The sequence below is a fragment of the Nitratireductor pacificus pht-3B genome (genome assembly GCF_000300335.1).
Taxonomy (GTDB): Bacteria; Pseudomonadota; Alphaproteobacteria; order Rhizobiales; family Rhizobiaceae; genus Nitratireductor; species Nitratireductor pacificus.
Genome location: NZ_AMRM01000001.1, coordinates 311,573 through 334,172 on the forward strand (window position 1 = coordinate 311,573; position 22,600 = coordinate 334,172).

The following is a 22,600-nucleotide window of genomic DNA, read 5'->3' on the forward strand; positions in this document are numbered from 1 at the left end:
GATCCGGAACCTGAGAACGCTTCGCTGCGATCAGTCCGTCCGGTGCGAGCCAGACCCGGCCCGTGCCTGACGGCCGCTGCAAGGCCTTGCCCATATCAGGCTCCGGTCGCGGGCGCGCGCCGGCCGGGGCGCCATCCAACAGGGAGAGAATTCTAGATGAAAGCCGTTTACTTCGAGGAGCACGGTCCGATTGAGGTGCTGCGCTATGGCGACTTTCCCGATCCGGAGATCAAGCCGGGCTGGGTCAAGGTCGCTGTCCGCGCCTGCGGTCTGAACTATCTCGACGTGTTCTCCCGTCGGGGCATGCCGGGCATCAAGATCACGCTGCCCAGCATTTCGGGCGGCGACTGCGCCGGCGTGGTGGCCGAGCTGGGCGAGGGCGTGACAGGATGGAAGGTTGGCGACCGGGTGCTGGTCAACCCCGCCTTCCTAGACGATCGAAACGGCCATTTCGAAATGATGGGCGAAACGCGTCCGGGCGCCATGGCCGAGTACTGCACGTGCCGCGCCGAGCAGCTCATTCCCATTCCCGACCGGGTGAGCGACGACGATGCGGCGGCGCTTCCCGTCGCCTACGGCACGGCCTATCGCATGCTGTTCACGCGCGGCCGGCTCGCCGCGGGCGAGAAGATCCTGATCCTCGGCGCCAGCGGCGGCGTCGGCACGGCCTGCGTGCTGCTGGCCAAGAACCATGGCGCCCACGTGATCGCCGCCGCCGGTTCGGACGAGAAGTGCCGGCGCCTGGCGGAGCTTGGCGCGGACGAGACGGTCAATTACGCCGAAGAGGGCGTCGATGCCTATGCGCGGCGCACCACCGGTTCACTGTTTCGCGGTGGAGGCTTCGATGTGGTGGTCAACTTCACCGGCGGCGACACCTGGGTGCCGTCGCTGCGCGCCGTCCGCCGCGGCGGACGCCTTCTGACCTGCGGGGCCACGGCCGGCTACGATCCCAAGACCGATATCCGGTTCATCTTCATGGCCGAAATGGACATTCTCGGCTCGACCGGTTTCGACCGGGAAGACATCGTGGCCTGTCTCGATCTCGTGGGCCGGGGCAAGCTCTCGCCGGTGATCGACGAGGTCGTGCCGCTTTCCGGGAGCATCGATTCCATTCGCCGCATCGAGGAGCGGAGCATTCTCGGCAAGATCATCGTCAGGCCGGAGGGCGCGCGGTGAAACCGCTGCCGGGCTTCGCCGGGGCCGAAGACGTGCGCGCGGTCGAGGCCGCGCCGCTGGAGACGTGGCTGCGCGGCGAGACCATTCCCCAGGTCCTTGCCGCCTCCGCCGGCGATTTCACCGACGAGCCGGCCTATCGCTTCTATGCCGACGAGCGGCTGGAAACGGTGGCGGTCGAGGAGAGCTTCGCCTCTCTCCATGCCAAGGTCCGGGCCGCCGCCGCGCTCATGCGCTCCCTCGGCGTCGGCCGCACCGACGTCGTCGCCTATCTGCTTCCCGGATTGCCGCAGACCATCGAGATCTGCTGGGGCGCGGCGGAGGCGGGCATCGTGATGCCGATCAACCCGTTCCTGGAGCCGGCAACCATCGCAGCCATGTTGCAACGGGTCGGCGCCCGGGTGCTCTGCATAGAGGGACCGAGCGGCACCGAGGGAACGTTCGAGAAGCTGGATGCAATTGTCGCGCTGGCTCCCTGTATCCGGCATGTGCTGGTGGTCGGCGAAGCGGCGGCGTCGGGCAGGGCGATCCACTACGAGAGTGCGCGCGACGGCTTCGCCGGCGCCGTTCCGTCGGCCGCCGAGCTTCCCGGGCCGGGCGACATCGCCGCCTATTTCCACACGGGCGGCACCACGGGTGCGCCGAAGGTCGCCCCGCTGACCCATTTCAACCTCGCGGCGATGGCATTCCTGGCCTCCTACGGCGCCGGCATCCGGCGGGGTGATCGGATGCCCTGCGGCATGCCGCTGTTTCACGTCGGCGGGCTGGTGATGGGGTCGCTGGCGCCGTTTGCCAGCGGTGCCTGCGTGGTGCAGATGACGCGGCGCGGTTATCGCTCTCCGGGCCTGCTCGACTGGTTCTGGCCCTTTGTCGAGCGTGAGAAGGCGGCGATCCTGGTCGGTCCGCCTACCGTCGTCATCGGCGCCACGCAGGTGTTTCAGGATCATATGAACCTCGGCAGCGTGCGCAGCTGGGTCTCGTCGGCGGCTGCGCTGCCGGCAGAGACCCATCGCCGCTTCAGCGAGCGAACGGGCATCCCGGTCAAGGAGGCCTGGGGCCTCACCGAGGCCACCCTGGTGCTGACCTTCACGCCGCCCGACGGCGCGTCGAAGCCGGGAGCCGTCGGACTGCGGTTGCCCTACTGCGATCTCGCCATCGCGGCGATCGGCGCGGACGGGCGCCCGGAGTTCCTGCCGCAGGGGCAGGCCGGGGCGATCGTCGCGCGCTCGCCCTGCGTCTTTCCCGGCTATCTCGACGCCGAAGCCAATGGCGGCGTGCTGCTCGCGGACGGCTGGCTGAACACGGGCGATCTCGGTTGTTTCGACGAGGACGGCTATCTCGTCATTTCCGGACGCGCCAAGGACATGATCATCCGGGGCGGCCACAACATCGACCCCAAGGTCATCGAGGAAGCGTTGCTGGCGCATGGCGGCGTCGCCATGGCGGCCGCAGTCGGCCTTCCCGACCGGCGGGTCGGAGAGGTGCCGATCGCCTTCGTGGCGCCGCGTCCTGGCGCGCTGCTCGACCCTCCCGAGCTGCTGCGCTCCGTCGCCGCCGGCATCGAGGAGCGGGCCGCCGTTCCCAAGCAGATCGTCGTGCTGGAGGCCTTGCCGCTGACCAGTGTCGGCAAGGTGAACAAGCAGGCGCTGCGGCTCGAGGCGGGCCGCATGGCGGCGGCGGCGGCGCTCGGCCTCGAACCGGCGCAACTGCGCGTCGGCGACCGGCCTGGCGGCCGCGTGGCGGTCAGCGTGGCGCCGGGCGTCGCCTTGCCGCGATCATCCGAGGCACAGGCCCTGCTGAACGAGCTGGGGCTCGATTTCGAAGCAAGCATGAACGAAGAGGCGTGAGATCATGAGCGACACCGGAATCCTGGACATCGACCACCTGATGGTCAGCGTTGCCGATAGCCAGACCGCGGGCGAGCTGTTCGAGGCCATGGGCTTCACCGTCACGCCGCGCAGCATTCTTCCCGGATTGAGCAACCGGTTGATCTGCTTCGGCCAGCTTCATCCCGGGTCGTGCAATTTCATCGAGCTGATGGCGCTCGACGATGCCGACAAGGCGATCCCGATGATGCCGTCGATCCTGCTGCCACCCGGCCGTCCCGTCTCGATGGTGATGAACACCGCCGATGCCGAGAAAACCCATGCGGCATTGCAGGCAAGGGACTACAAGACCAGCGATCCCGTCCATCTCTCACGGGAATGGGTGCTGCCTTCGGGTGAGGTCCTGCGCCCGGCCTTCGTGGTCATCATACCGGGCCTCGGCCAGTCACCCTTCTACTGGAACCTGTGCCAGTACAAGACGATGCAACATTATCTGCGGCCCGAGTTCACCACCCATCCGAACGGTGCGGCGAACCTGACCGCCGTCATCGCGGTGGCGTCCGATCCCGAGCAGGTCGCCGCTCATTACGAGCCGCTTTGGGGCGCGCGCCGGACCGGCGCGGCGCCGGTCACCATCCGAGCCGGCTCGGTTGATCTGCGCATCTATTCGCCCGACGAACTCGCCGCCACCTTTCCCGGCGTTTCCCACGAGGGGGGCGACCGCCTGTTCGGCTTCGCCGTCTCCCATGCCGATCCAGAGGAGCTTGCCGCCGAATTGCGCCGGAACGGTTTCGATCCGCATCGGGCCGGCGGGGGCGCTTATCTGACACCGGACCAGGCCGGGGGCATCCTGATGGTCGTCGAACAGGTTTGAGCTCCGTTCCAGAAGGCAGGTCGCACCCACCCATGACGCGCATCGCCGCATTCTCCACCGCCCTGGGCGCAATGGCGCTCCTCATGATGACGCTGGTCGTCGTCCTCGACGTCGGTTCCCGCAACCTTCTGTCCACGCCGCTTACGGGAACCACCGAGATGGTGAGCCACTGGTTCATGGTGGCAATCCTGTTCCTCACGATCGGCAGCGCGCAGGCCGAGCGGCTGCACATCACGGTCGATCTGTTCGGCGGGGCGGGGCCGGTCGTGAATGCGCTGCTCGACCTCGCCGCGGCGCTGCTGATGGTCGCGGCCATGGCGGGACTTGCGTGGTTCACCGCTTCCGAGGCTCTGCACGCGACGGTCCGCGGCGAGCGCATCGAGTTCCCGGGTTTCGCGCTGCCGGTGTGGTCGCCGCGCTGGCTCGTTCCTGCGGGGCTTGTCCTGACCGGTCTTATCGCGGCCGCTCAGGGCCTCGATGCCGTTGCCCGCCTGAGGAGGCCGCGCCCATGAGTCCGGTCGAACAGGGCATCATCGCGCTGGCCACGGGCCTGATCCTGATCGGACTGAGGCTGCCGATCGGACTGGCGCTCGGGCTCGTATCGTTCTTTGGCGCACTGGCGATCCTGCCGTTCAAGGCGGTCGTCAGCCTGATGGGGCGCATCCCCTACGAATTCACGGCGAGCTGGGAGTTCTCGGCGGTGCCGCTGTTTCTGTTCATGGGCAACATCGCCTATCACTCCGGCATGACCAACGCCATCTTCCGGGTGGCCGAGCGCCTGCTGTACCGGGTGCCGGGCGGCCTGGCGGTGGCCACCAACTTTGCCGCAGCGGGTTTCGGCGCCGCCTGCGGCTCCAGCATCGCGACCACGGTGGCGATGGGCCGCGCGGCGATCCCGGAAATGCTGAAGAGCGGCTACAATCCCGGTCTCGCCACGGCGGTCTGTGCAACGTCCGGCACGCTGGCGGCGCTCATCCCGCCGTCCATCCCCCTCATCGTCTACGGCATCCTGGCCGAGCAGTCGGTCGCAAAGCTGTTCTTCGCCGGCGTGATGCCGGGCCTGCTGACAGCCGTCGTCGCCGCCGGGGTGATCATCATCCGGTGCAAGCTCAATCCGGAGCTGGCGCCGCCACGCGGGCGTCCCGCGACGAGCCTGCGCCGGAGCCTCCGGGAGGTCTGGCCGCTGCCGGTGCTGGCGCTGTGCGTGTTCGGCGGCATCTATGCCGGCATCTTCAGCCCGACCGAGGCGGGCGCGATGGGCGCTTTCCTGGCCGTGCTGTTCGCGTTTGCGACGGGAAACCTGAAGTGGGGAACGCTGTGGACGGCGCTGCAGGAGACGGTGCGCAGTACGACCGTGATCCTGTTCATCGCCATTGGCGCCTTCATGCTGACGCGCTACATGGCCCTGACCGGCCTGCCGGCGGCGATCGCCGACACGGTGAGCGCCATGCAGCTCTCGCCGATAGCGCTCATGGCGGCGATCTCGCTGGTGTTCATCCTGCTCGGCATGTTCCTCGACCCGTTCGGCGTCATGCTGATCGCGATATCGGTGCTGCTGCCGCTGTTCGAGCTGCAGGGCTTCGACCTCATCTGGGTCGGCATCATCATCGTCAAATATATCGAGTTGGGCCTGCTGACGCCGCCGGTCGGCCTGAACATATTCGCCGCCAAGTCCGTCGCGCCGCCGGAGATCACCCTGCCGGTCATCTTTCGCGGCGTCACGTGGTTCCTCGCCGGCGAGGCCGTCGTGATGGTGCTGCTGCTCGGCTTCCCGCAAATCACGCTCTGGCTGCCGTCGATCATGCTTTGAGGCGGCGCGGACAGTCTTCAACCGAAGGAATGAACATGGATTTCCAGCAACTCACCGAGCTCGTCGCCCAGGCCGAGTTCCACAAGTTTCTCAAGCTCGTCCCGGTCTCGAGCGACGAGGAAAGCGGCACGGTCGTTTTCGAGCTGCCCTATGACGATGCCTACTCGATCTTTCCGGCGGCGGGAAACTATCACGGCGGGGTCATCGCCTCGCTGGTCGACGTCGCCGGCGCGATGGCGTGTTCGCTCGTGAAGGGCCATCCGACGCCGACGGTCAATCTGCGCATCGACTTCATGCAGACGCCGCGCCGCACCGACCTGGTCGCCACGGGCAAGGTCTGCCGCATCGGGCGCAGCATCGGCGTCGCCGATGTCGAGATCGCCGGCAAGGACGGCACGACCTATGCGCTCGGCCGCGGCACGTTCAGCACGGTCTCGCCCGAGCCGAAGCTTTTCGAGAAAGCCTGACCCGACATTTTTAGAACAGGAGGGCGTCATGCCGTTTCTGCACGTTCCCGAAGCGACGATCTATTACGAGGTCCATGGAGAGGGTCCGCCGCTCGTCCTGGTTCCCGGCGGGCGGGGAACGGCCGAGGTCTTCCGGGCGCTGCTGCCGCATCTGACCGCCCGATACACCGTTGTGCTGATGGATCGACGCGGCTTCTTGCGAAGCAAGCTGCTCGGGCCGCAGGACGGCGACAAGCTCGCCAGCGACATCGACGATATTCACCGCCTCATCGAGGCGCTGGAGATCGGCCCCGCGACGGTCTTCGGCAGCAGCTCCGGCGCCGTCGTGACGCTGGGCCTTATGGCCGCCCATCCGGAATCGGTCCAGACGATGATCGCCCACGAGCCGGCGGCCGTCAGCCTGCTCCCCGACGACGGGCACTGGGTCGACTTCTTCGCCCGCATGTATGCCGTGTATCGGGAAAGCGGCATGCCGGCCGCCTATGAGCTGTTTCGCGAGCATGGCTTCGCCGAGGTCGACAAGCAGGCCATGAAGGCCTCCGTCAATCTCGATGACGAGGAAACCCGGGCCAACTCGACCCACTGGTTCGAGAACGAGCTCAGGCAGTACACGGCCGTCCAGCTCGACACCGCGGCGATCGCGGAGCATTCGCAGAAATTCGTCGCGGCAGGCGGAGAGGCCTCCGCCGGCTTCCCGACCTATGAGGTAGCAAGGCTTCTGGCCGATAAGACCGGCACTCCGGTGCTGCAGTTTCCCGGCGGGCATATCGGCTACGCCACGCACCCCGCCGAGTTTGCGCAGGTGCTCCTGCGGTTCCTTGACGGGCTGTCTTCCCGGGACAGCGACAAGAGCGCGCCCCGTTCATAGAAAGATGCCGGCTGATCACTGCCGGTTTCGCCGTTGCAAGTTGAAGGATGCTAACGTCCAGGACGGGTCTAAAGCCTGATCCCGTCCGGGAGGTTCGCGGTCGTCACCCCGACATCGAGGTCCATGACGATCTCCCGTAGCGTCCGCGCGCGGATCATCGGTGTTTCGCGGATCGAGAGGGCGACGCCGCCGGCATCCGTGACGGTCTGTTCCCATTGTCTGTCGCTCAGATCGCGCCATTCTACATCGAGATGCACGACCGCATGCCGCACCAGGTTCCGCAGGGCGTGCGAGGGCAGGGTCATGCCCCATGCGATCTCATCGGGTTCGACGTTCGCGCGGCGGGGAGGCGGTCCCGCTTGTCCTTCGCGCACCCAGGCGACCAGTTCGGCGAGCATGCGCGCCTGGTAGCCGGCAATCACGATCAGATGCCGGCGGGGCAGGCCGGGGCGGGAGGAGGGGAGATCGAGCGCGGCGTCGGTCAGTTCGTTGAGCTTGCGGGCGAAGAAGGCGGTCGCCCGCCGCGCCAGGAGCATGTCGCCGGCCGGCGCCGCGGGCGCGTCGTAGCGCGCGCCCATGCCCTGCCGCGCGCGCAGGGCGGCGCGGGCCTGGTCTTCCTGCGGCGTCGGGTTCACCGGCGCTGGCCCTCTACCTGCGTCCGCATGAAGTGGAGCCGCTCCATGATGGGCGCATCGGAGAAGCGGAACAGGTCGAACTTCGTCTCGGCCTGGAGCGACCATTCCACCCATGAAGGGATCACGAACATGTCGCCGATATCGAGCCTGTGCGTTTCACCGGCGATGACGACCGAACCCACGCCTTCGAAAACCTGGAAGACGGTGGAACCGACCTCGCGCCGCGCCGGCGTCTCGGCGCCGGCGCGTAGCCGGTGGAACTCGCAGCGTATGGTCGGCATGACGTCGCCGCCGGTCGTCGGGTTGACGTAGCGGATCGCGGCATGCCCCTGTTCGACCGTCGCAGGCTCGCCCTCGTCCTCGAGCAGCAACTGCTCGGTCAGGGCGCGGTCGGTGAATTCCCAGCGATAGGCGCCGATGGGCGAGGAAACGGTGTCCTGCAATCCGGACAGCGGCCGCAGGCCCGGGTGACACCAGAGCCGCTCGCCGCGGCTGAAATTCGGGGTTGCGTAGTCGGTCACCCGCTCGGAGCCGAACTCGAAGAAGCCGACATCGTTCTGCTGGCTGAAGGGGATGTCGAGACCGTCGATCCATGCCATGGGATGATCGGTGTCGTTGTGATGCCCATGGAAGTGCCAGCCGGGCGTCAGCAGAAGATCGCCACGGCTCATGCGCACCGGGTCGCCATTGACCACGGTCCAGACCCCTTCGCCCTCGACGACGAAGCGGAACGCGTTCTGCGCGTGCCGGTGCTCGGGCGCGGTCTCGCGCGGGCCGAGATACTGGATAGCGGCCCAGAGCGTCGGGCTGACATAGGCATTGCCGCCGAGACCCGGATTGGCGAGGCCGAGGGCGCGGCGTTCGCCGCCACGGCCGACCGGGACGAGCTCGCCCGACTTCTCGGCAAGCGGCAGGAGCCTGGACCATTTCCACACATGCGGGACCGCCTTCGGCCGAGGATGCACCGGCATGAGATCGCCGAGCTGGGTCCACAGCGGGATCAGGTTCTCGCGTTCGAACCCCGCGTAAAGCTCACGGAGTTCGGGCGTGTCCTCGGGCTGCATGGCGTTCTCGACGGGGGCGTCGGTCGTGTCGACGTTCATGACTTTCCTCCTTCTCGGATCAGGCGGCGTCGGGCTGGTTCGGCGGGGCCGCGTCGCGGAATGCCGGAAGCGCGTCGAGCGCCGCGAAGATGCGGGCGATGGTCGGCCATCTTTCCGTTTCGATATCGAAGCGCCTGTTGTTCCAGACCTGCGCGTAAAGGCAGATATCGGCGAGGCCCGGAGCGTCGCCATGGCAGTATCCGCCCGTTTCAGGGCTGCCGGACAGCGTCTTCTCGAGCGCGTCGAAGGTCTCGCAGACCCAATGGGTGAACCACGCCTTCGTGGCGGCCTCGTCTGCGCCGAAGGTTTCGCCGATATAGCCGAGAACGCGAAGATTGTTCAGCGGATGGATCTCGCACGCGATCATGTAGGCGAGACTGCGCACCCGCGCGCGCCCATCGGGGTCCGGCGGCAGGAGCGGCGGTTCGGGATGCCGCTCGTCGAGCCACTCGATGATGGCGAGCGACTGGGTGAGAACCGTGCCGTCCGCGCGCTCGAGCACCGGCACGAGGCCGGCGGGGTTCATCGCGAGATAGTCCGGGGTCCGCGTTTCGCCCTTGCGCAGCGCATACGGCACGTATTCATAGCCCAGGCCCTTCAGGTTTAACGCCGCGCGAAGCCGCGTCGAGGTCGAGGAGCGGAAGAAATTGTGGAGCCTCAGTGTCATTCGCGCGGTCCGATCCTGGTGCTGATCCGGCCCAGCCCCTCGATCTCGACGACGCAGACATCGCCGACGGCGAGAGCGCCCACACCGGCCGGCGTGCCGGTCATGATCAGATCGCCGGGCTTCAAGGTCATGGAACTCGAAAGGATCGAGATGATCTCCGGAACCGACCAGATCAGTTCGGCGAGGTCCGCATCCTGCTTCGTCTCGCCGTTCACCGTCAGGCGTATAGAGCCCTTCGCGGGATGGCCGACATCCTTTGCGGGATGAACCGGGCCGATCACCGCGGAACGGTCGAAGGACTTGCCCCAGTCCCAGGGGCGTCCCTTGTCGCGCGCGGCAAGCTGGAGGTCCCGGCGGGTCAGGTCGTTGCCGACCGCATAGCCCCAGACATGTTCCAGCGTCTTCTCCTCGGGAATGTCGCGCCCGCCGGTGCCGATGGCCACAACGAGTTCCGCCTCGTAGTGGAAGTTCTCCGTCTCCGGCGGGTAGGCGACGGTCTCTCCGTCGGCAACCACCGCATCGGCCGGTTTGGTGAAGAAGAACGGCGGCTCGCGATCGGGATCCCGGCCCATCTCGCGGGTATGGGCCGCATAGTTGCGCCCGACGCAGAAGATCCGCCGGACGGGAAAGCGCTTGTCGCTTCCCGATACCGCGACCGTCGGCTGTGCTGGAGGTGAAAAGACCAGGTCCATCAATCGTCCTCATACTCTCTTGGTTGATGCTTCGGGCCGTGCCGCATCGGGCTCGGCGATGGTGGCAGGGGAATGGGTGCTCTTCCCGAGGAACCGGAGCGAGAGCAGAGCGAGAAGGCCTGCCGCGTTCACCCACAGGGTCGCCTCGCCGCCAATCCCGGGAGGCAGAAGGAGCGCGACGCCGGCCGCTGCCGTCAGGATGCGCTGGATCATGCCGAGGGGGCAGTGCAGCCAGCCCACGAAGGCCGCCGAGATGGCGTAGACGCCGCCGATGGCGGTGGCGACGGCCAGTGCGACTTCCACCGGCTCGCCGATCAGCAGCAGCGCCGGCGAGAACACAAAGAGGAACGGCACGATATAGGCGGTCCAGCCGAGGCGCATGGATTCCCAAGCCGTGGCCATGGGCGACGCCTTGGCGATCGTCGCCGCGAAGAACGCGCCGATCCCGATGGGCGGCGTCACCATCGACATCATGCCCAGGTAGAAGATGAAGAAATGGGCGGCGATCGGATCTACGCCGGATTGCACCAGCGAAGGTGCGATTAGGACCGCAAGCAGCAGGTAGACGCCGACCGTGGGCATCCCCATGCCGAGAACCAGGCAGACCGCGGCGGAGATCAGCAGCAGCAGGAATAGGCTGCCCTTGCCGAGACCGACGAGGGCGAAGGTTACCGCGAAGCCGAGGCCGGTGACGTTGAGGACGCCGATGATGAAGCCGGCGGCGGCCGAGATCATGATGATGTCGGTTATCGAGCGGCCGGTCTCCACCGCGCCGTCCCACAGGTCGCGCAGCGACATGCGTGTCTTGCCGTAGCCAAGCGTCAGGCCGATCAGCAGCGCCGCGGCGCTGCCCCAGAGCGCGGCAGTCTCGGCACGCTGGTTGAACCAGAACAGGGCGATGACGACCGCGGCGAAGGGCAGGGCGAAAACCCAGCCGCGCGACATCACCCTGGAGGCCGACGGGATGTCCTCTCCCTCGATCTGTTTGATGCGCTGCTTCGCCGCCAGCAGGTCGACCTGGATGAACAGGGCGACGTAGTAGAGCAGGGCCGGCACGATGGCCGCGACCACGATTTCGGTGTAGGGCCGCTGAAGGATGTCCGCCATCAGGAAGGCGACGGCGCCCATCACCGGGGGCGCGATCTGCCCGCCCGTGGACGCGACCGCCTCCACCGCCGCTGCCGTCGTCCGACGGAAGCCGGACTGGATCATCAGGCGGATGGTGACGATTCCGGTCGCCACGATGTTCGAGACGACCACGCCCGAGATCGAGCCGAACAGTCCCGAGGCGACGATGGATATCTTCGCCGCGCCGCCGCGCCTGTGTCCCATGCTCGCCAGCGCGATGTCGTTGAAGAAATCCGCGCCCCCCGAACGCAGCAGCAGCTGGCCGAAGAAGACGAAGGCGACGACGACGGTCGCTGCGACGTTCAGCGTCAGGCCGAGAAGGCCGTTCGGATCGAATGCGAGATAGACCGCCATGCGCTGCGGCTGCACCTCGCGCGTCTGGAGCGCGCCCGGCACCAGATGGCCGAGCAGGCCATAGCCGGCGATCACCAGCACCACGACGACGAGCGTCCACCCCACGGCGCGCCGCAGGCCTTCAAGCACCAGCAGAAAGAGTGCCGTGCCGACGATGAGCGCGTCCCATGGCAGCATCATCGTGCGGCTGACGAGGCTGGGATAGGCGAGGGCAACATAGAAGGAGAGCGTCAGGCCGAGCGCGGAAAGCGCCCAGTCGACCGGCCCGGAGCGCACCGGTCCGCCCTCTTCGGCAGCCCTGCTTCCCCGGACGAGAAAGACCAGCGCGAGACTGAGCCCGAGCACGATCGCGAGAAACTGTTCTGTGTAATAGGAGTAGCCGAGCCGGGAAGGGAGGTCGGCCGCCTGGAGCACGGCGACGATTGTCAGCGCTCCGGCGAGGCCGCCGACGAGCCGTTTCTCCCAAGTTGCCGTAATGGCGGTCTGTGTATCCGTGTCCACGGTCATCCTCCCTTGAGGACGCGGGGAGTTCCGTGCCGCTCCCCGCGCTTACTGGAACCGGCCGATCACTCCGCCGGCGACTGGGCCACGCCGCGTTCCTTGAAGAACGCGACGGCGCCGGGGTGGTATTCGACGCCGGGATACTCCTTGAACGCCGTCTCGATATTGAGCGCGCCGAGGGGCGGGTAGGCCTTGGCGATGGCGTCCTTGTTGTCGAAGATGGCCGCCAGAAGCTGACCGACCTGCTCGTCGGAAACATGCGCTCCGGCGAGAAGCACATTGTCCCAGGTGACGAACATCATCGGTTCGGGCACGCCCACGCGGACCGGAGCGGGCGCCACTTCGGAGAAATAGAAGGCCGGGCGGACCTTCTGGATTGCGGCAAGCGTCTCGTCATTGGCATCGACGGTGAGGAAACGCACGCCCCCTACGGAGGCGTCGATCTCGGCGACCTTCGGTCCGCCGACGGCGAAGAAGGCGCTGTCGACGCGGCCGGAAGCCATGTCATCCGAACCGCGTATCAGTTCGGGAACGGGAACCTGTTTCACGTCGTCCCAGGTAAGACCGCCGGCGGCCAGGATCGCCGAGATGTGCGAGCGGGCGATCGGAAAGGCGTCCCAGCCCGAGGGAACGCTTTTGCCCGCCAGGGCGCTGACGGCGGTCATGCCGGAGCTTTCCTTGACGTAGAGGCCGATCGGGAACGGATTGATCCGCGCGATGACCCGCAGGTTCGGCAGAGCCGCGGCGTATTCTCCCGTTCCGCCGACGGCGGTTATGACGTCGTTCACGTCGTTCAGCGAATATTCCGCCAGGCCGTCGTTGACGGCCTGCATCATCTGCGCGTTGCCGCCATAGGGCTGCACCACCAGGCCCATGCCCGCGCTTTCGCGGGCCTGCCCGGCGATGACGGAGGCCATGGTGTTCCAGACCGATCCCTGCGGCGGCGTGGAGATGGACGATACCTGGGCCTGGGCCGCGGCTCCCGCCGCAAGCGTGAACAGCCCGGCCAACACTGCATTCCTGAAGACGTTCATTGGTTTCCTCCCTGTCGTCATTGTCAGAATGAGTTCTGTTCAGCTCGCCGCCGCTATCGATGCCGTGGCGAGCGCCTGCCGGTCGATCTTGCCGGTTCCGGTCTTCGGAAGGTCGGCGACGAACTCGAAGATGCGCGGCGACTTGTAGGGCGTCAGGCGGTCCTTGAGGTAATCCCTCAATGCCTGCGTCCGAGCCTCGCTCTCCTCGATCCCCTTGCTCAGGCGAACCACGGCGCGCAGGGCCATGCGCCTGTCTTCGAGCTGATGGGCCAGCACCGCGCATTCATGCACGTCCGGATGTTCGTTGAGGCAGCGTTCCACCTCCAGCGGCCACACCCATTGGCCCGAAACCTTGATCAGTTCGTCGGCGCGGCCCTGGAAGTAGTAGTAGCCGTCGCGCTCGATGAAGCGGTCGCCGGTGTAGAGCCAGTCGCCGCGCATCGTGTCGCCGGTCTTGTCCGGGCGTTTCCAGTAGCAGGGCGCGGAGGAGTGGCCGCGCACGAGCATCACCCCTTCCTCGCCGGTCGCCGCGGGCTTGCCGTCCGGCGTCTCGAGGCGCACCTCGTAGCCCGGCACCCGCGCGCCGGCGGCGCCAAGACGGTGATCCTCGAGCCTGTTGGACAGGTAGATGTGGAGCATTTCGGTGGAGCCCAACCCCTCCGTCGGGCCGTGTCCGGTCAGGTTCTTCCATGCGGAATAGACGTCCTCGGACAGGATCTCGGCGGCCGACATGGACTGTCGGATAGAGGAAAGATCGCGATCCCCGATCCCGTCGGTTCGCGCCAGCGCCGTGTAGAGGGTCGGCAGGCCGAACAGGACGGTGGGCCTGAACTGCTCGATGGTGTCGAGAACCGCTTCGGGCCGTGGCTGTCCCGGCATCAGAAGGGTCGTCGCGCCGACCGAGAAGGGGAAGGTGAAGGCATTGCCGAAGCCATAGGCGAAGTAGATCTTCGGAACGGAGAAGCAGATGTCGTCGGACGCAAGCTTCAGGACATGCCGGCCGAAGGATTCCTGGGTGTAGGCCATGTCGTGATGCAGGTGCACGATGCCCTTAGGCCGGCCGGTCGTGCCGGACGAATACATCCAGAAGGCCATGTCGTCGGGTCCGGTGTCGGCCGGCGCCAGCTCGGTCGGCTGGCGGTCCAGGAAACCGCCGGCCTCGACGAACCGGTCTCCCGGAGCGGGTCCGTTGACGACGATGGTCTTCTCGATCGCGGTTCCCGCCATCGCCGTCTGCGAGAAGCAGTCGGTCAGCGACGCCTCGCAGAGAGCGATCCTTGCGCCGGAATCCTTCAGGAAGAAGTTGAGCAGGTCCGGCCGGGTCTGAATGTTGAGCAGAACCGGCACGAAACCGGCGCGGACCGCGCCGAAGAAGGCGGCCGGATAGGCCGGCGTGTCGTCCAGGAAGAAGGCGATGCGCTCGCCCCGGGCGAGGCCGGCGCCGGCAAAGGCATTGCCCCAGCGCGCCGCTTCGGCGATCAGCGCCCGGTATGTCAGCTGCCCGGCCGGGCCGACCACAGCGGCCTTGTCCGGGTTCCGCTCGAGATTGCGCCACAGGATGTCGGAACAGTTGCGGTGCGCGCGCTTGTCGAAGCCGATCTCGGCGGTTCCCGGGGTTTCCGCCGCGACCGGATCGGCAACGGCTTCCACGGACGCGTTCTTCCCGGCCTCGTAGCGCGCCATGAATTCCGGCGCCGTCGCCCGCAGCCGGTCCATGTCGACGCGGCCTGAGCGCGTGATGTAGTTGAAGGCGAAATCCAGCGGCTCGAGCTTCATCTTCTCGCCAAAGGTCTCGTACCAGGTGGCCGAGGTGTTGGCCGCGTCGACGATCTTCCTGGCGATCGGCTGCCGCATTTCCTGATAGGCGGCCAGCGCATCGCCGACGTTGGCGTGCCGGGCGAGGGAGCGGACGAGCGCGATGGCGTCCTCCATCGCGAGCCGCGTGCCCGAACCGATCGAGAAATGCGCCGTATGGACCGCATCGCCGATCAACGCATAGCGCCCCGACACCCATCTCTCGCACCACAGGCGCGGGAACTGCCGCCACATGGACTTGTTGGTGACCAGAGGCGTGCCGCCGAGAACGTCGGAGAAGATTTCGGCGCATCGGCGCGCGCTCTCTTCCTCGCCGAGGCTGTCAAAACCATGCTCCCGGAAGGTCTGCGTGTCGCATTCGACGATGAACGTGCTGCGGCCGGGCGCATAGCGATAATGATGCGCGTTCAGCGGCCCCTTGTCGGTGTTCAGAAAGGTCTGCGTCAGCGTGTCGAACGGGATGTTGGCGCCGAACCAGGCGAAATGGTTGTCGAAATGGTCGATCCGGGGGGCGAAATCCGGCTCAAGCGCGTGCCGCACCAGCGAGTTCAACCCGTCCGCTCCGATGACGACGTCGGCGTCGAGCGTTTCGAGCGCCGTCACCTGGGTCGAGAAGCGCAGCTCGGCGCCGAGGTCCTCGGCGCGCTTGCGCAGGATCTCGATCAGCTCGAGACGGCCGATTGCCGAAAAGCCCACCCCGTCGATCGTCACCTGCCCGCGCGGGTGGTTGAGCGTCATGTTGCGCCACCGCTCCATGTGCGGCGTGACCAGATCGTGCGTTTCGGGATCGTCGGCATTCAGGAAGTCGAGCGCCTGGTCGGAGAAGACCACGCCGAAGCCGAAGGTCGCGCCTTTCGGGTTCTGCTCGGTGACCCGGACCCGCGCCTGCGGCAGCAGGCGGCGCAGCAGGATGGCCGTGTAAAGCCCCGCCGGCCCCCCGCCGAGGATCTCGATGCTGGATGGTTTCGCCATGTCTTCTCCCAACGTCTCTCGACACCCGCCAGTCAGTAGCGTAGATTTACGTATTGCGCAACGTGTTACGTGGAATGGAAAACAATGGATGTTCATATCTTTTCGCAGCCGGTCACTTTCGGGGACTGCGACCCGGCCGGCATCGTGTTCTATCCAAACGTTTTTCGATGGGTGGACGCGGCGTTCCACGACTGTCTCCGGCCTGCCGGCGGGCACGCGGCGATCTGCCGGCGCCTCGGTGCCGTCGGCCTCGGGTTGATCGATGTCAATGCGCGCTTCCGCAGTCCCATCCTTGATGGGGACCGCGTGGACCTGCGCCTGTCCATAGAGAGTTGGGGGCAGCGGTCCGTCAGTCTGGCGTATCGTGCCTGCGTGGGCGATAAACTCGTTTTCGAAGCGCGAGAGGTGCGCGCGCTCTTTATCAAGGGCGATGCGGGGATGACGGCCGGCGATCTGTCCCCGTTCCGCGAGATGATGGAAAGGCAGGGGCATGGCTGACGAAGGCGGTCAAACGAACGGCATCAAGTCTCTCGACGCCGCGCTGCGGGTTCTCGCATCCCTGAGCGGGCAGAACGGGCCGGTGCCGCTTTCCGATATCGCGCGTGCCTGCAAGATGCCGCCGAGCAAGGTGCATCGCTATCTCGCCTCGTTCCTTCGCGCCGGGCTGGTCAAGCAGGAGGGGCCTTCGGGCCGGTACGATCTCGGTCTCGAGGCGATGCAACTGGGTCTCGCCGCGATCGCCCGCCACGACTTCGTCAATCACACGGCCGACGGTCTCGCCGAACTCGCCGCCGAGACCGAGATGACCGTGCTGCTGTCTGTCTGGGGCAATGGAGGGGCGACGGTCGTGCGCTGGGAGCGCGGTATTTCTCCTACCGTCACCTCGATGGGGCTCGGAACGACGCTGCCGCTTCTCAACTCCGCAACGGGCCGGGCGTTCCTCGCCTGGGCGCCGCCGCCGCAGATCGCCAAGCTGCGCGATGCCGAACTGCGCCGCGCCGCGCGAAATCCCGATCTGCTCTACGACTTCAAGGCGACGACGGCGGGCATCGACGCGCTGATCGCTTCCATTCGGGCGCGCGGCTATGCCTCGGTTGACGGCAAGTTCATCCCCGGACTGGTCGCTGCCGCTGCGCCGATTCTCGACTGGCAGCAGGAGGCGCAGGCGGTCGTCACGCTGGTCGGTACCGATCCCCAGGAGATCACGCAGCGCACCAACTCCATCCAGCGGCTGCTGGCGTTCTGCGCCGAGCACTCCGTGATCAGAAAGTCCCCCTGAGAAGCTATGTGGCGCGGTTCACGCGCGGAGCGGCGGCCTGAGGACGCCTGGCTCGCGGGAGCGTCAAGCCTGGCAGAGCGCCGGAAGGACGGAAACCGCGTCCGGCACGGAGCTTGGCAAAGGCGAGAATGAAGCGAAAGTAATTGGCTCCTAGACCCGAAGCCAAACGGGATTAACAAGTTTAGATATGCCAGATGAGGCGCGTTTGTTGGGTCAAGGGCGTCGAGTAGTCAAAAGTTGATATAACATCATAAACAAGAATGTAAACAAGCGTATTTCTGAAAAATATCCATAGTTCTGTTCAAAATTTAGATTCAGTTAATCATTGAAAATACTCATTTTGATTTCAATCGGTGAGTGGTTGATAAGTCCAGTTTTCACGATAACAGTATGCCCAGGTTAGTGAGCCGGCTGACCAAATTGTGATTCTGAGCATTTTTATGGAGGGGCATCCATGCCGACGGTAGGCGCACGAGCCGATTCAAACGGGTGCAACAACATGCGCAAGCGTCGCCAGCTGCTATTGACCAGTGTGGCATTGATGGCTGCTGCAACAGCATCAAATGCTGCAACGTTTACTGTGTCCAGCGAGGCGGAGTTGGCAAACGCAATCTCCCTTGCCCAGGCGAGTGGTGACGCCACTTCGACCATTGCCCTAACCAGCAGCTTTTCGATCACCGGCCCGTTGCCGGCGGTCAATGAAAAGAACATCACAATCGAGACCGGGGCCAATTCCCTGTCATTCTTGCCTGCTACAGACCTGAATGTTGCTGCAGGTGCCTCACTGACCATTACGGGAAACATCACCGGCGCGGGAGACGCCCTCAACAAGGGAGGTGATGGGGCGCTTGTGATCTCGAGCACGGCTTCGGGTTTCGCTCGATTCCTGGTGAATGGGGGGAGCGCAGTCGTAAACAGCGGTGGAGATACCGAACTCTCCAACTACAACGGATTTACGTACGCGCAGCTGGATCTCTCTCGCTCTGATAACGCGGTTTCGAGCCTGACCGTGACCGGGGCTGGCACACGCCTGCTTGCTTCGGGGGCTGGCACCGTGGATATGAGCTACGGCAATGCCTCACAATCGACGTTGACGATTACTGACGGTGGTCAGTTCATCGCCGGAGGAGGCACTCGCATCCATTCATCCGGGTTTCGCAACGGGAAGGCCACGATCCATGTGAATGGTGCCGGTTCGCGGTATGAAACAACCGGAATGACAATGGCTAACGGCGAAACCTTTATTCGCGTTAGCGATGGGGGGTATGTCAAGGTCAATGGAAGCACGCACGTTGGCGGTGTCATTCGCGCATTCGATACCTCAAACGCAAAGATTGAAGTAACTGGCACGGGCTCCCGTTACGAAACAGATGCGATCACCGGCTACTATGGGGCAATCTCGGTACTGGATGGGGCAACCCTCACGGGAACTGTCGTGGATCTAGGCTATAAGCGCCTGGGTGCCACGGTTCCCATTTTCGATGTTCTTGTTTCGGGTAGCGGATCCTCGCTCAACGCAGATACGTTGCGTCTGGGGCAGAACGGTCAAGCTACTTTGACAATTTCGGATGGCTCGAAAGTAACAGTGGTAGCAGGGGCAACATCCCTTGTGCTGGGAAGTGCAGACCCAAACAGCGATGCAGCGCTGAACTTCGGCGGTGCGGCCGGGCAATCTCCGACTGAAGCAGGCACGCTTGAGGCATCGGAAATTCAACTAGCGACAAACAGTGAGATCAATTTCAATCATACCGAGGACGCGTATGGTTTCGACATTGCCATCAATGGGGATGGAGCCATCAACCACACGGGTCCCGGAAAAACGATCCTCACCGCGGATCAGCTCGGCTATAGCGGGCTTGCTACCATTCAGGCCGGCACACTTGAAGTGAATGGCGTTCTGGGGGGGACCACTGAGGTCCATGGCGGCATTCTGTCCGGCACCGGAACAGTCGGTGCAACCACAAACTATTCAGGTGGCGCGATCGCGCCGGGCAACTCCATTGGCACGCTGACCATCGACGGGGATTATACCAGTAACGGTGGCGCGCTAGAGATCGAATCCGTACTCGGGGATGATGCTTCTGATACGGACGTCCTCGTCATAGTCGGCAACTCAATCCTGGGTTCGGGGGCAACACAGGTGCGGGTCACCAACGTAGGTGGAGCTAGCGCCCCCACTGTCGAAGGCATTCGCATTGTTGATGTTGCAGGCGCATCAGACGCGGATTCGTTTGTCCTAAACGGCGACTACGTGTTTGAGGGTGATCAGGCGGTGGTCGGGGGCGCCTACGCCTACCGGCTCTATCAGAATGGAGTGAGCACACCTACGGACGGTGATTGGTATCTGCGATCATCACTCTTGCCTGTGGCCCCCAGTCCGACACCCAGCCCAACACCGCTCTATCAGCCGGGCGTTCCCATCTATGAAACCTACGCAAACGTCCTGGGCAGCTTCAGTTCACTTGAAACCCTACAGCAGAGGGTGGGCAACCGCATGTGGTCAGAAGCCCGTCCGGACAAATCCGGTGTGTGGGGCCGCGTCGCAGCCAGCCACAGCAAGATAGATCCCAAGGCCTCCACAAGCGGCGCGGAATACGATCTGGATCTGTGGAAAATGCAGGCGGGAGCAGACGGTCTGATCCATGAAAACGAGAATGGGCGCTTTATCGGTGGCGTCTCGGTTCACTACGGAACGGTCTCATCGGATGTCACGTCCCTGTTTGGCAATGGGTCGATTGACGCCACTGGCTACGGCTTAAGCGGCACACTGACCTGGTACGGCAACTCTGGTTTCTACGTGGATACTCAGGCGCAGGTTACATGGTTTGACAGTGATCTGGTTTCCAGCGCGGCAAATCGCAGCCTTGTCAGCGGAAACAACGGCTTCGGCTACGCAATGGGCATTGAAGTGGGAAAGCGGATTGCGCTCGACAAAATCTGGTCGGTTACACCGCAGGCGCAGCTTGTCTATTCCGATGTGAACTTTGACACGTTCACGGATGCTTTCGGAGCGATTGTTGGTCTGGAGAATGGCGATTCCCTGAGTTCGAGGCTCGGGATCAGCGTTGATCTGACTCAGGAGTGGAGTGACGCTGCAGGAAAGGCACGACGTAGCCATGTCTACGGTGTCGCCAATCTCTATTATGATTTCCTCGATGGCTCACGTTCGACGGTTTCAGGGGTCGAGTTTGTCAGTGACAAAGAGCCATTGTGGATCGGCGCCGGGATCGGTGGTTCCTACAACTGGAACAATGATCAGTACTCGCTATACGGCGAAGCATCTCTGAACAGCAGCGTGAGGCATTTCGGTGATAGCTACCGGGTGAATGCAAACGCCGGGTTCCGACTGCGCTGGTAAGGGTTGCGCATCGTGTCGGCGGACGCAATCGATCGCAGTGGAGGCTGCCAGCTATAAGAGCACAATCCGTTCCTGTGAAGGAGGGGTCAAGCCTCGCCCGTCTCCTCGTCTTCGGCCCTCTGGCAAAAACGTGCAACACGAGCGCGTGCCAAAAGGCCAAGAACTGCGCAGTTCTGGGATTTCGGTGGCGGAATAAATGGAAAGTGGCTCCCCGGGCCGGATTCGATATCAGGCCTTAATATCTTATTTTTCAACGCTTTAGCTAATCAGATGTTACACAATTTGTTGCGCAGTTTCCGGCGCGCAGTTCCCGGAGGCATCCCCGAAAGTCAACCCGGTAGGACTCCTAACCCAGCGGCATAATGTTTCTTGCAGGGAGCAAAGCACGGTGATGTGCCCACCCAGGCTGCCTCCGCAGTATCGTGTTTTTCGCCGCCGGCGATATCGCGCAGTGCGGCAACCGCCATCGCCTTGAGTGGACCGGTGTAGACGTCACCGATTTGCCTACCAAAATGCTTCGGCATCCGCGCCTTCACGGTGCTTACCAGTTCGTCCATCCAGATCTGCAGCGTTCGGGGGCGTTTGCATACTCTTCCATAGCATAGCTACGGAGCTCTTCGACGCCGAGCGTGCGCGGCATTTCACCATGGATACTCTCGGCGCGCGCTACGCGGTTGCCTGCGGCATCGAAGAACACCTTCGCTTTCCCACGCGCTTCCTCGGATTGAAAAAAGAGACAATCGAGCTGGAACATCCGGGGGGGGGGCAGTTCACCCGACCAAGCTGGGACTTTGCCGCGTGCAATACGGTCGGCGACAAGATGTATGCTGCCCTTGGGTTGTATGAACGCCTGCGCCGCCGGCGTTTTGCAGGCGACTGGGACGATGCGAAACGCGTCAGCGGTGATCAATTTCTCAACAACTGCTCCGAAGGCGCTGCTGGCGAGTTTTCAACGGATGTCGTTTATCCCGAGCAACGCGGCATGTCGATTGTCGCTAGCGGTGTCTTCCTTGATTGAGGATGGCCATTCGACTATATGGAGGTTTCCGAGGGAGCCTTCCATTGCCGATTTCCTCGACAGCTTTGCTGCTGGACCGCCAGACTTGAACCCTGGGCCCTCGGTCATAATGCAGATCGCAGGTCAGTTTTCGTGTATCGCACGAAAGACGGGAACAGCTAGGCTAAGGGTTTCTCCTGCGAGGTGGATCACAGCTTCCAGATGAATGCGTTCTGTTGCGTTGCGGCGATTGCCAGCCCCGATACGCTGTCCGGGTTCAGCGCCAACGAGAGATAATCGGCTCAACGGATAGAGGGAGACTTCTGGCTCATCGTAGCCCTTCGAGGAGCGAAGATGAGACGGAAATCCGGGACAAAGAAGTACCGGAGGAAAAGGTCATCAAGAACATCCGTGGCGCCACCCGGAATGGTATTTGTCGCAAGAGAAGATCGGTATCGTTCTGGAAGACCTGCGCGTGAGGATTCTGTTCCCACGTTGTATAGGCGTGAAGATATTGCCGAGAGCCTCTATTGTAACCGGTCGAACGAATTCTTCGAAGCCGGCAAGAAGCGGCTTGCCGGCGGCACCACGCGTTCAGCCACCACTGATGAAATCAAGCATCTGCGCCGCGAGGCCCCGGGCACCAGAAACTATCATTTGGCCGGTGCTGCCTCGTGGAGCGACACCACCATCTGCGCAGGCAATGGCCGCAAAGCCGATAATGCATCAAGACTGAAACCGGACCACCTCATAGGGGCAGGCCAGTGCCGGCGATTATGCACAATGGTGGCGAGTGGCATGGCTGGGCTATGGATGAAACGGGGGTGGCCATGAAACTAGCGCACGTCCCGTGATCGATGAATCGATTTTGATGTGACGACGGCGTTCGGGGATGATTCAACATCCACCTCGATGGAGGTGGATTATGGGAAGAGCACTGAGCGGGGATCTTCGGTCACGGGTCCTGAAGGCTTCGGACGAAGGCATTTCGGCGCGGCAAGCGGCGGCCCGGTTCGGGGTGGGTGTGTTTCGGCGTGGAATAAGGAC

Annotated in this window: 19 protein-coding genes and 2 pseudogenes; 12 read left to right on the forward strand and 9 right to left on the reverse strand. The window is 64.2% G+C overall.

Annotated elements, in window-relative coordinates; genetic code table 11:
• Positions 1-156: 156 nt before the first annotated feature.
• The 7 genes from NA2_RS01435 to NA2_RS01465 are packed head-to-tail and all read left to right on the forward strand — an operon-like array spanning position 157 to position 7,018.
• Entirely contained in the window at positions 157-1,176 is a 1,020-nt protein-coding gene (locus NA2_RS01435; protein WP_008593356.1) for a zinc-binding dehydrogenase, read from the forward strand.
• Positions 1,173-3,020, forward strand: a complete 1,848-nt coding sequence (locus NA2_RS01440) for an AMP-binding protein (protein ID WP_008593358.1) — start codon at positions 1,173-1,175, stop codon at positions 3,018-3,020. The genes NA2_RS01435 and NA2_RS01440 overlap by 4 nt, the downstream gene beginning before the upstream one ends.
• A 4-nt stretch (positions 3,021-3,024) precedes the next feature.
• Positions 3,025-3,873, forward strand: coding sequence for a VOC family protein (locus tag NA2_RS01445; RefSeq protein WP_008593360.1), 849 nt, complete (start codon positions 3,025-3,027; stop codon positions 3,871-3,873).
• Positions 3,874-3,905: 32 nt separating this feature from the next.
• Entirely contained in the window at positions 3,906-4,385 is a 480-nt protein-coding gene (locus NA2_RS01450; protein ID WP_008593362.1) for a TRAP transporter small permease subunit, read from the forward strand.
• Positions 4,382-5,683, forward strand: coding sequence for a TRAP transporter large permease (locus NA2_RS01455; RefSeq protein WP_008593364.1), 1,302 nt, complete (start codon positions 4,382-4,384; stop codon positions 5,681-5,683). Before NA2_RS01450 ends, NA2_RS01455 begins: the two co-directional genes overlap by 4 nt.
• A 35-nt stretch (positions 5,684-5,718) precedes the next feature.
• The gene (locus NA2_RS01460) at positions 5,719-6,150 is read left to right on the forward strand and encodes a PaaI family thioesterase (protein ID WP_157188094.1); all 432 of its coding nucleotides are present in this window, start codon (positions 5,719-5,721) and stop codon (positions 6,148-6,150) included.
• Between the two features lie 28 nt (positions 6,151-6,178).
• Positions 6,179-7,018 carry an alpha/beta fold hydrolase gene (locus NA2_RS01465; protein WP_008593369.1) on the forward strand — a complete coding sequence of 280 codons (840 nt, stop codon included), beginning with the start codon at positions 6,179-6,181 and terminating at the stop codon, positions 7,016-7,018.
• A gap of 68 nt (positions 7,019-7,086) precedes the next feature.
• Here the strand turns inward: NA2_RS01465 and NA2_RS01470 are convergent, their stop codons facing one another.
• From NA2_RS01470 to NA2_RS22375, 8 genes and pseudogenes are all read right to left on the reverse strand, one after another.
• Complete coding sequence (locus NA2_RS01470; RefSeq protein WP_008593372.1) at positions 7,087-7,653, reverse strand: maleylpyruvate isomerase N-terminal domain-containing protein; 567 nt, start codon at positions 7,651-7,653, stop codon at positions 7,087-7,089.
• Positions 7,650-8,756, reverse strand: coding sequence for a cupin domain-containing protein (locus NA2_RS01475; protein ID WP_008593374.1), 1,107 nt, complete (start codon positions 8,754-8,756; stop codon positions 7,650-7,652). The genes NA2_RS01470 and NA2_RS01475 overlap by 4 nt, the downstream gene beginning before the upstream one ends.
• A 19-nt stretch (positions 8,757-8,775) precedes the next feature.
• Positions 8,776-9,423, reverse strand: coding sequence for a maleylacetoacetate isomerase (gene maiA, locus NA2_RS01480; RefSeq protein WP_008593376.1), 648 nt, complete (start codon positions 9,421-9,423; stop codon positions 8,776-8,778).
• Complete coding sequence (locus NA2_RS01485; RefSeq protein WP_008593378.1) at positions 9,420-10,115, reverse strand: fumarylacetoacetate hydrolase family protein; 696 nt, start codon at positions 10,113-10,115, stop codon at positions 9,420-9,422. The genes maiA and NA2_RS01485 overlap by 4 nt, the downstream gene beginning before the upstream one ends.
• Positions 10,116-10,124: 9 nt before the next feature.
• The gene (locus tag NA2_RS01490) at positions 10,125-12,104 is read right to left on the reverse strand and encodes a TRAP transporter permease (RefSeq protein WP_008593380.1); all 1,980 of its coding nucleotides are present in this window, start codon (positions 12,102-12,104) and stop codon (positions 10,125-10,127) included.
• A gap of 59 nt (positions 12,105-12,163) precedes the next feature.
• Positions 12,164-13,132 (reverse strand): TAXI family TRAP transporter solute-binding subunit, encoded by a 969-nt coding sequence (locus NA2_RS01495; protein WP_008593382.1) that lies wholly within the window; start codon positions 13,130-13,132, stop codon positions 12,164-12,166.
• A gap of 39 nt (positions 13,133-13,171) precedes the next feature.
• Positions 13,172-14,815, reverse strand: a complete 1,644-nt coding sequence (locus tag NA2_RS22250; protein ID WP_244423571.1) for a benzoate-CoA ligase family protein — start codon at positions 14,813-14,815, stop codon at positions 13,172-13,174.
• A 147-nt stretch (positions 14,816-14,962) separates the two neighbouring features.
• A pseudogene (locus NA2_RS22375) lies at positions 14,963-16,015 on the reverse strand (FAD-dependent monooxygenase); the annotation flags it as partial.
• Between NA2_RS22375 and NA2_RS01505 the strand changes: the two are divergent.
• The 3 genes from NA2_RS01505 to NA2_RS01515 all read left to right on the forward strand — a co-directional run bounded on the left by NA2_RS01505 (position 16,004) and on the right by NA2_RS01515 (position 20,556).
• A complete protein-coding gene (locus tag NA2_RS01505) occupies positions 16,004-16,417 on the forward strand; it encodes an acyl-CoA thioesterase (protein WP_008593386.1) in 414 nt (137 codons plus the stop codon). The pseudogene NA2_RS22375 and the gene NA2_RS01505 sit on opposite strands and share 12 nt — an antisense overlap.
• Positions 16,410-17,198, forward strand: a complete 789-nt coding sequence (locus NA2_RS01510; protein ID WP_008593388.1) for an IclR family transcriptional regulator — start codon at positions 16,410-16,412, stop codon at positions 17,196-17,198. The genes NA2_RS01505 and NA2_RS01510 overlap by 8 nt, the downstream gene beginning before the upstream one ends.
• A 499-nt stretch (positions 17,199-17,697) precedes the next feature.
• Entirely contained in the window at positions 17,698-20,556 is a 2,859-nt protein-coding gene (locus NA2_RS01515) for an autotransporter family protein (protein ID WP_192814149.1), read from the forward strand.
• A 329-nt stretch (positions 20,557-20,885) separates the two neighbouring features.
• Here NA2_RS01515 and NA2_RS21845 read toward each other — a convergent pair whose 3' ends face one another.
• On the reverse strand, positions 20,886-21,113 hold the full coding sequence (locus NA2_RS21845; protein ID WP_157188095.1) for a hypothetical protein: 228 nt from the start codon (positions 21,111-21,113) through the stop codon (positions 20,886-20,888).
• Positions 21,114-21,202: 89 nt separating this feature from the next.
• On the opposite strand from NA2_RS21845, the gene NA2_RS01520 reads away from it, so the two are divergent.
• Both NA2_RS01520 and NA2_RS22260 read left to right on the forward strand, forming a co-directional pair.
• Positions 21,203-21,574: a hypothetical protein gene (locus NA2_RS01520; protein WP_008593392.1), complete on the forward strand. Its 372-nt coding sequence runs from the start codon at positions 21,203-21,205 to the stop codon at positions 21,572-21,574.
• Positions 21,575-21,918: 344 nt separating this feature from the next.
• Positions 21,919-22,189: pseudogene (locus NA2_RS22260) on the forward strand (IS3 family transposase); the annotation flags it as partial.
• Positions 22,190-22,600 lie beyond the last annotated feature (411 nt).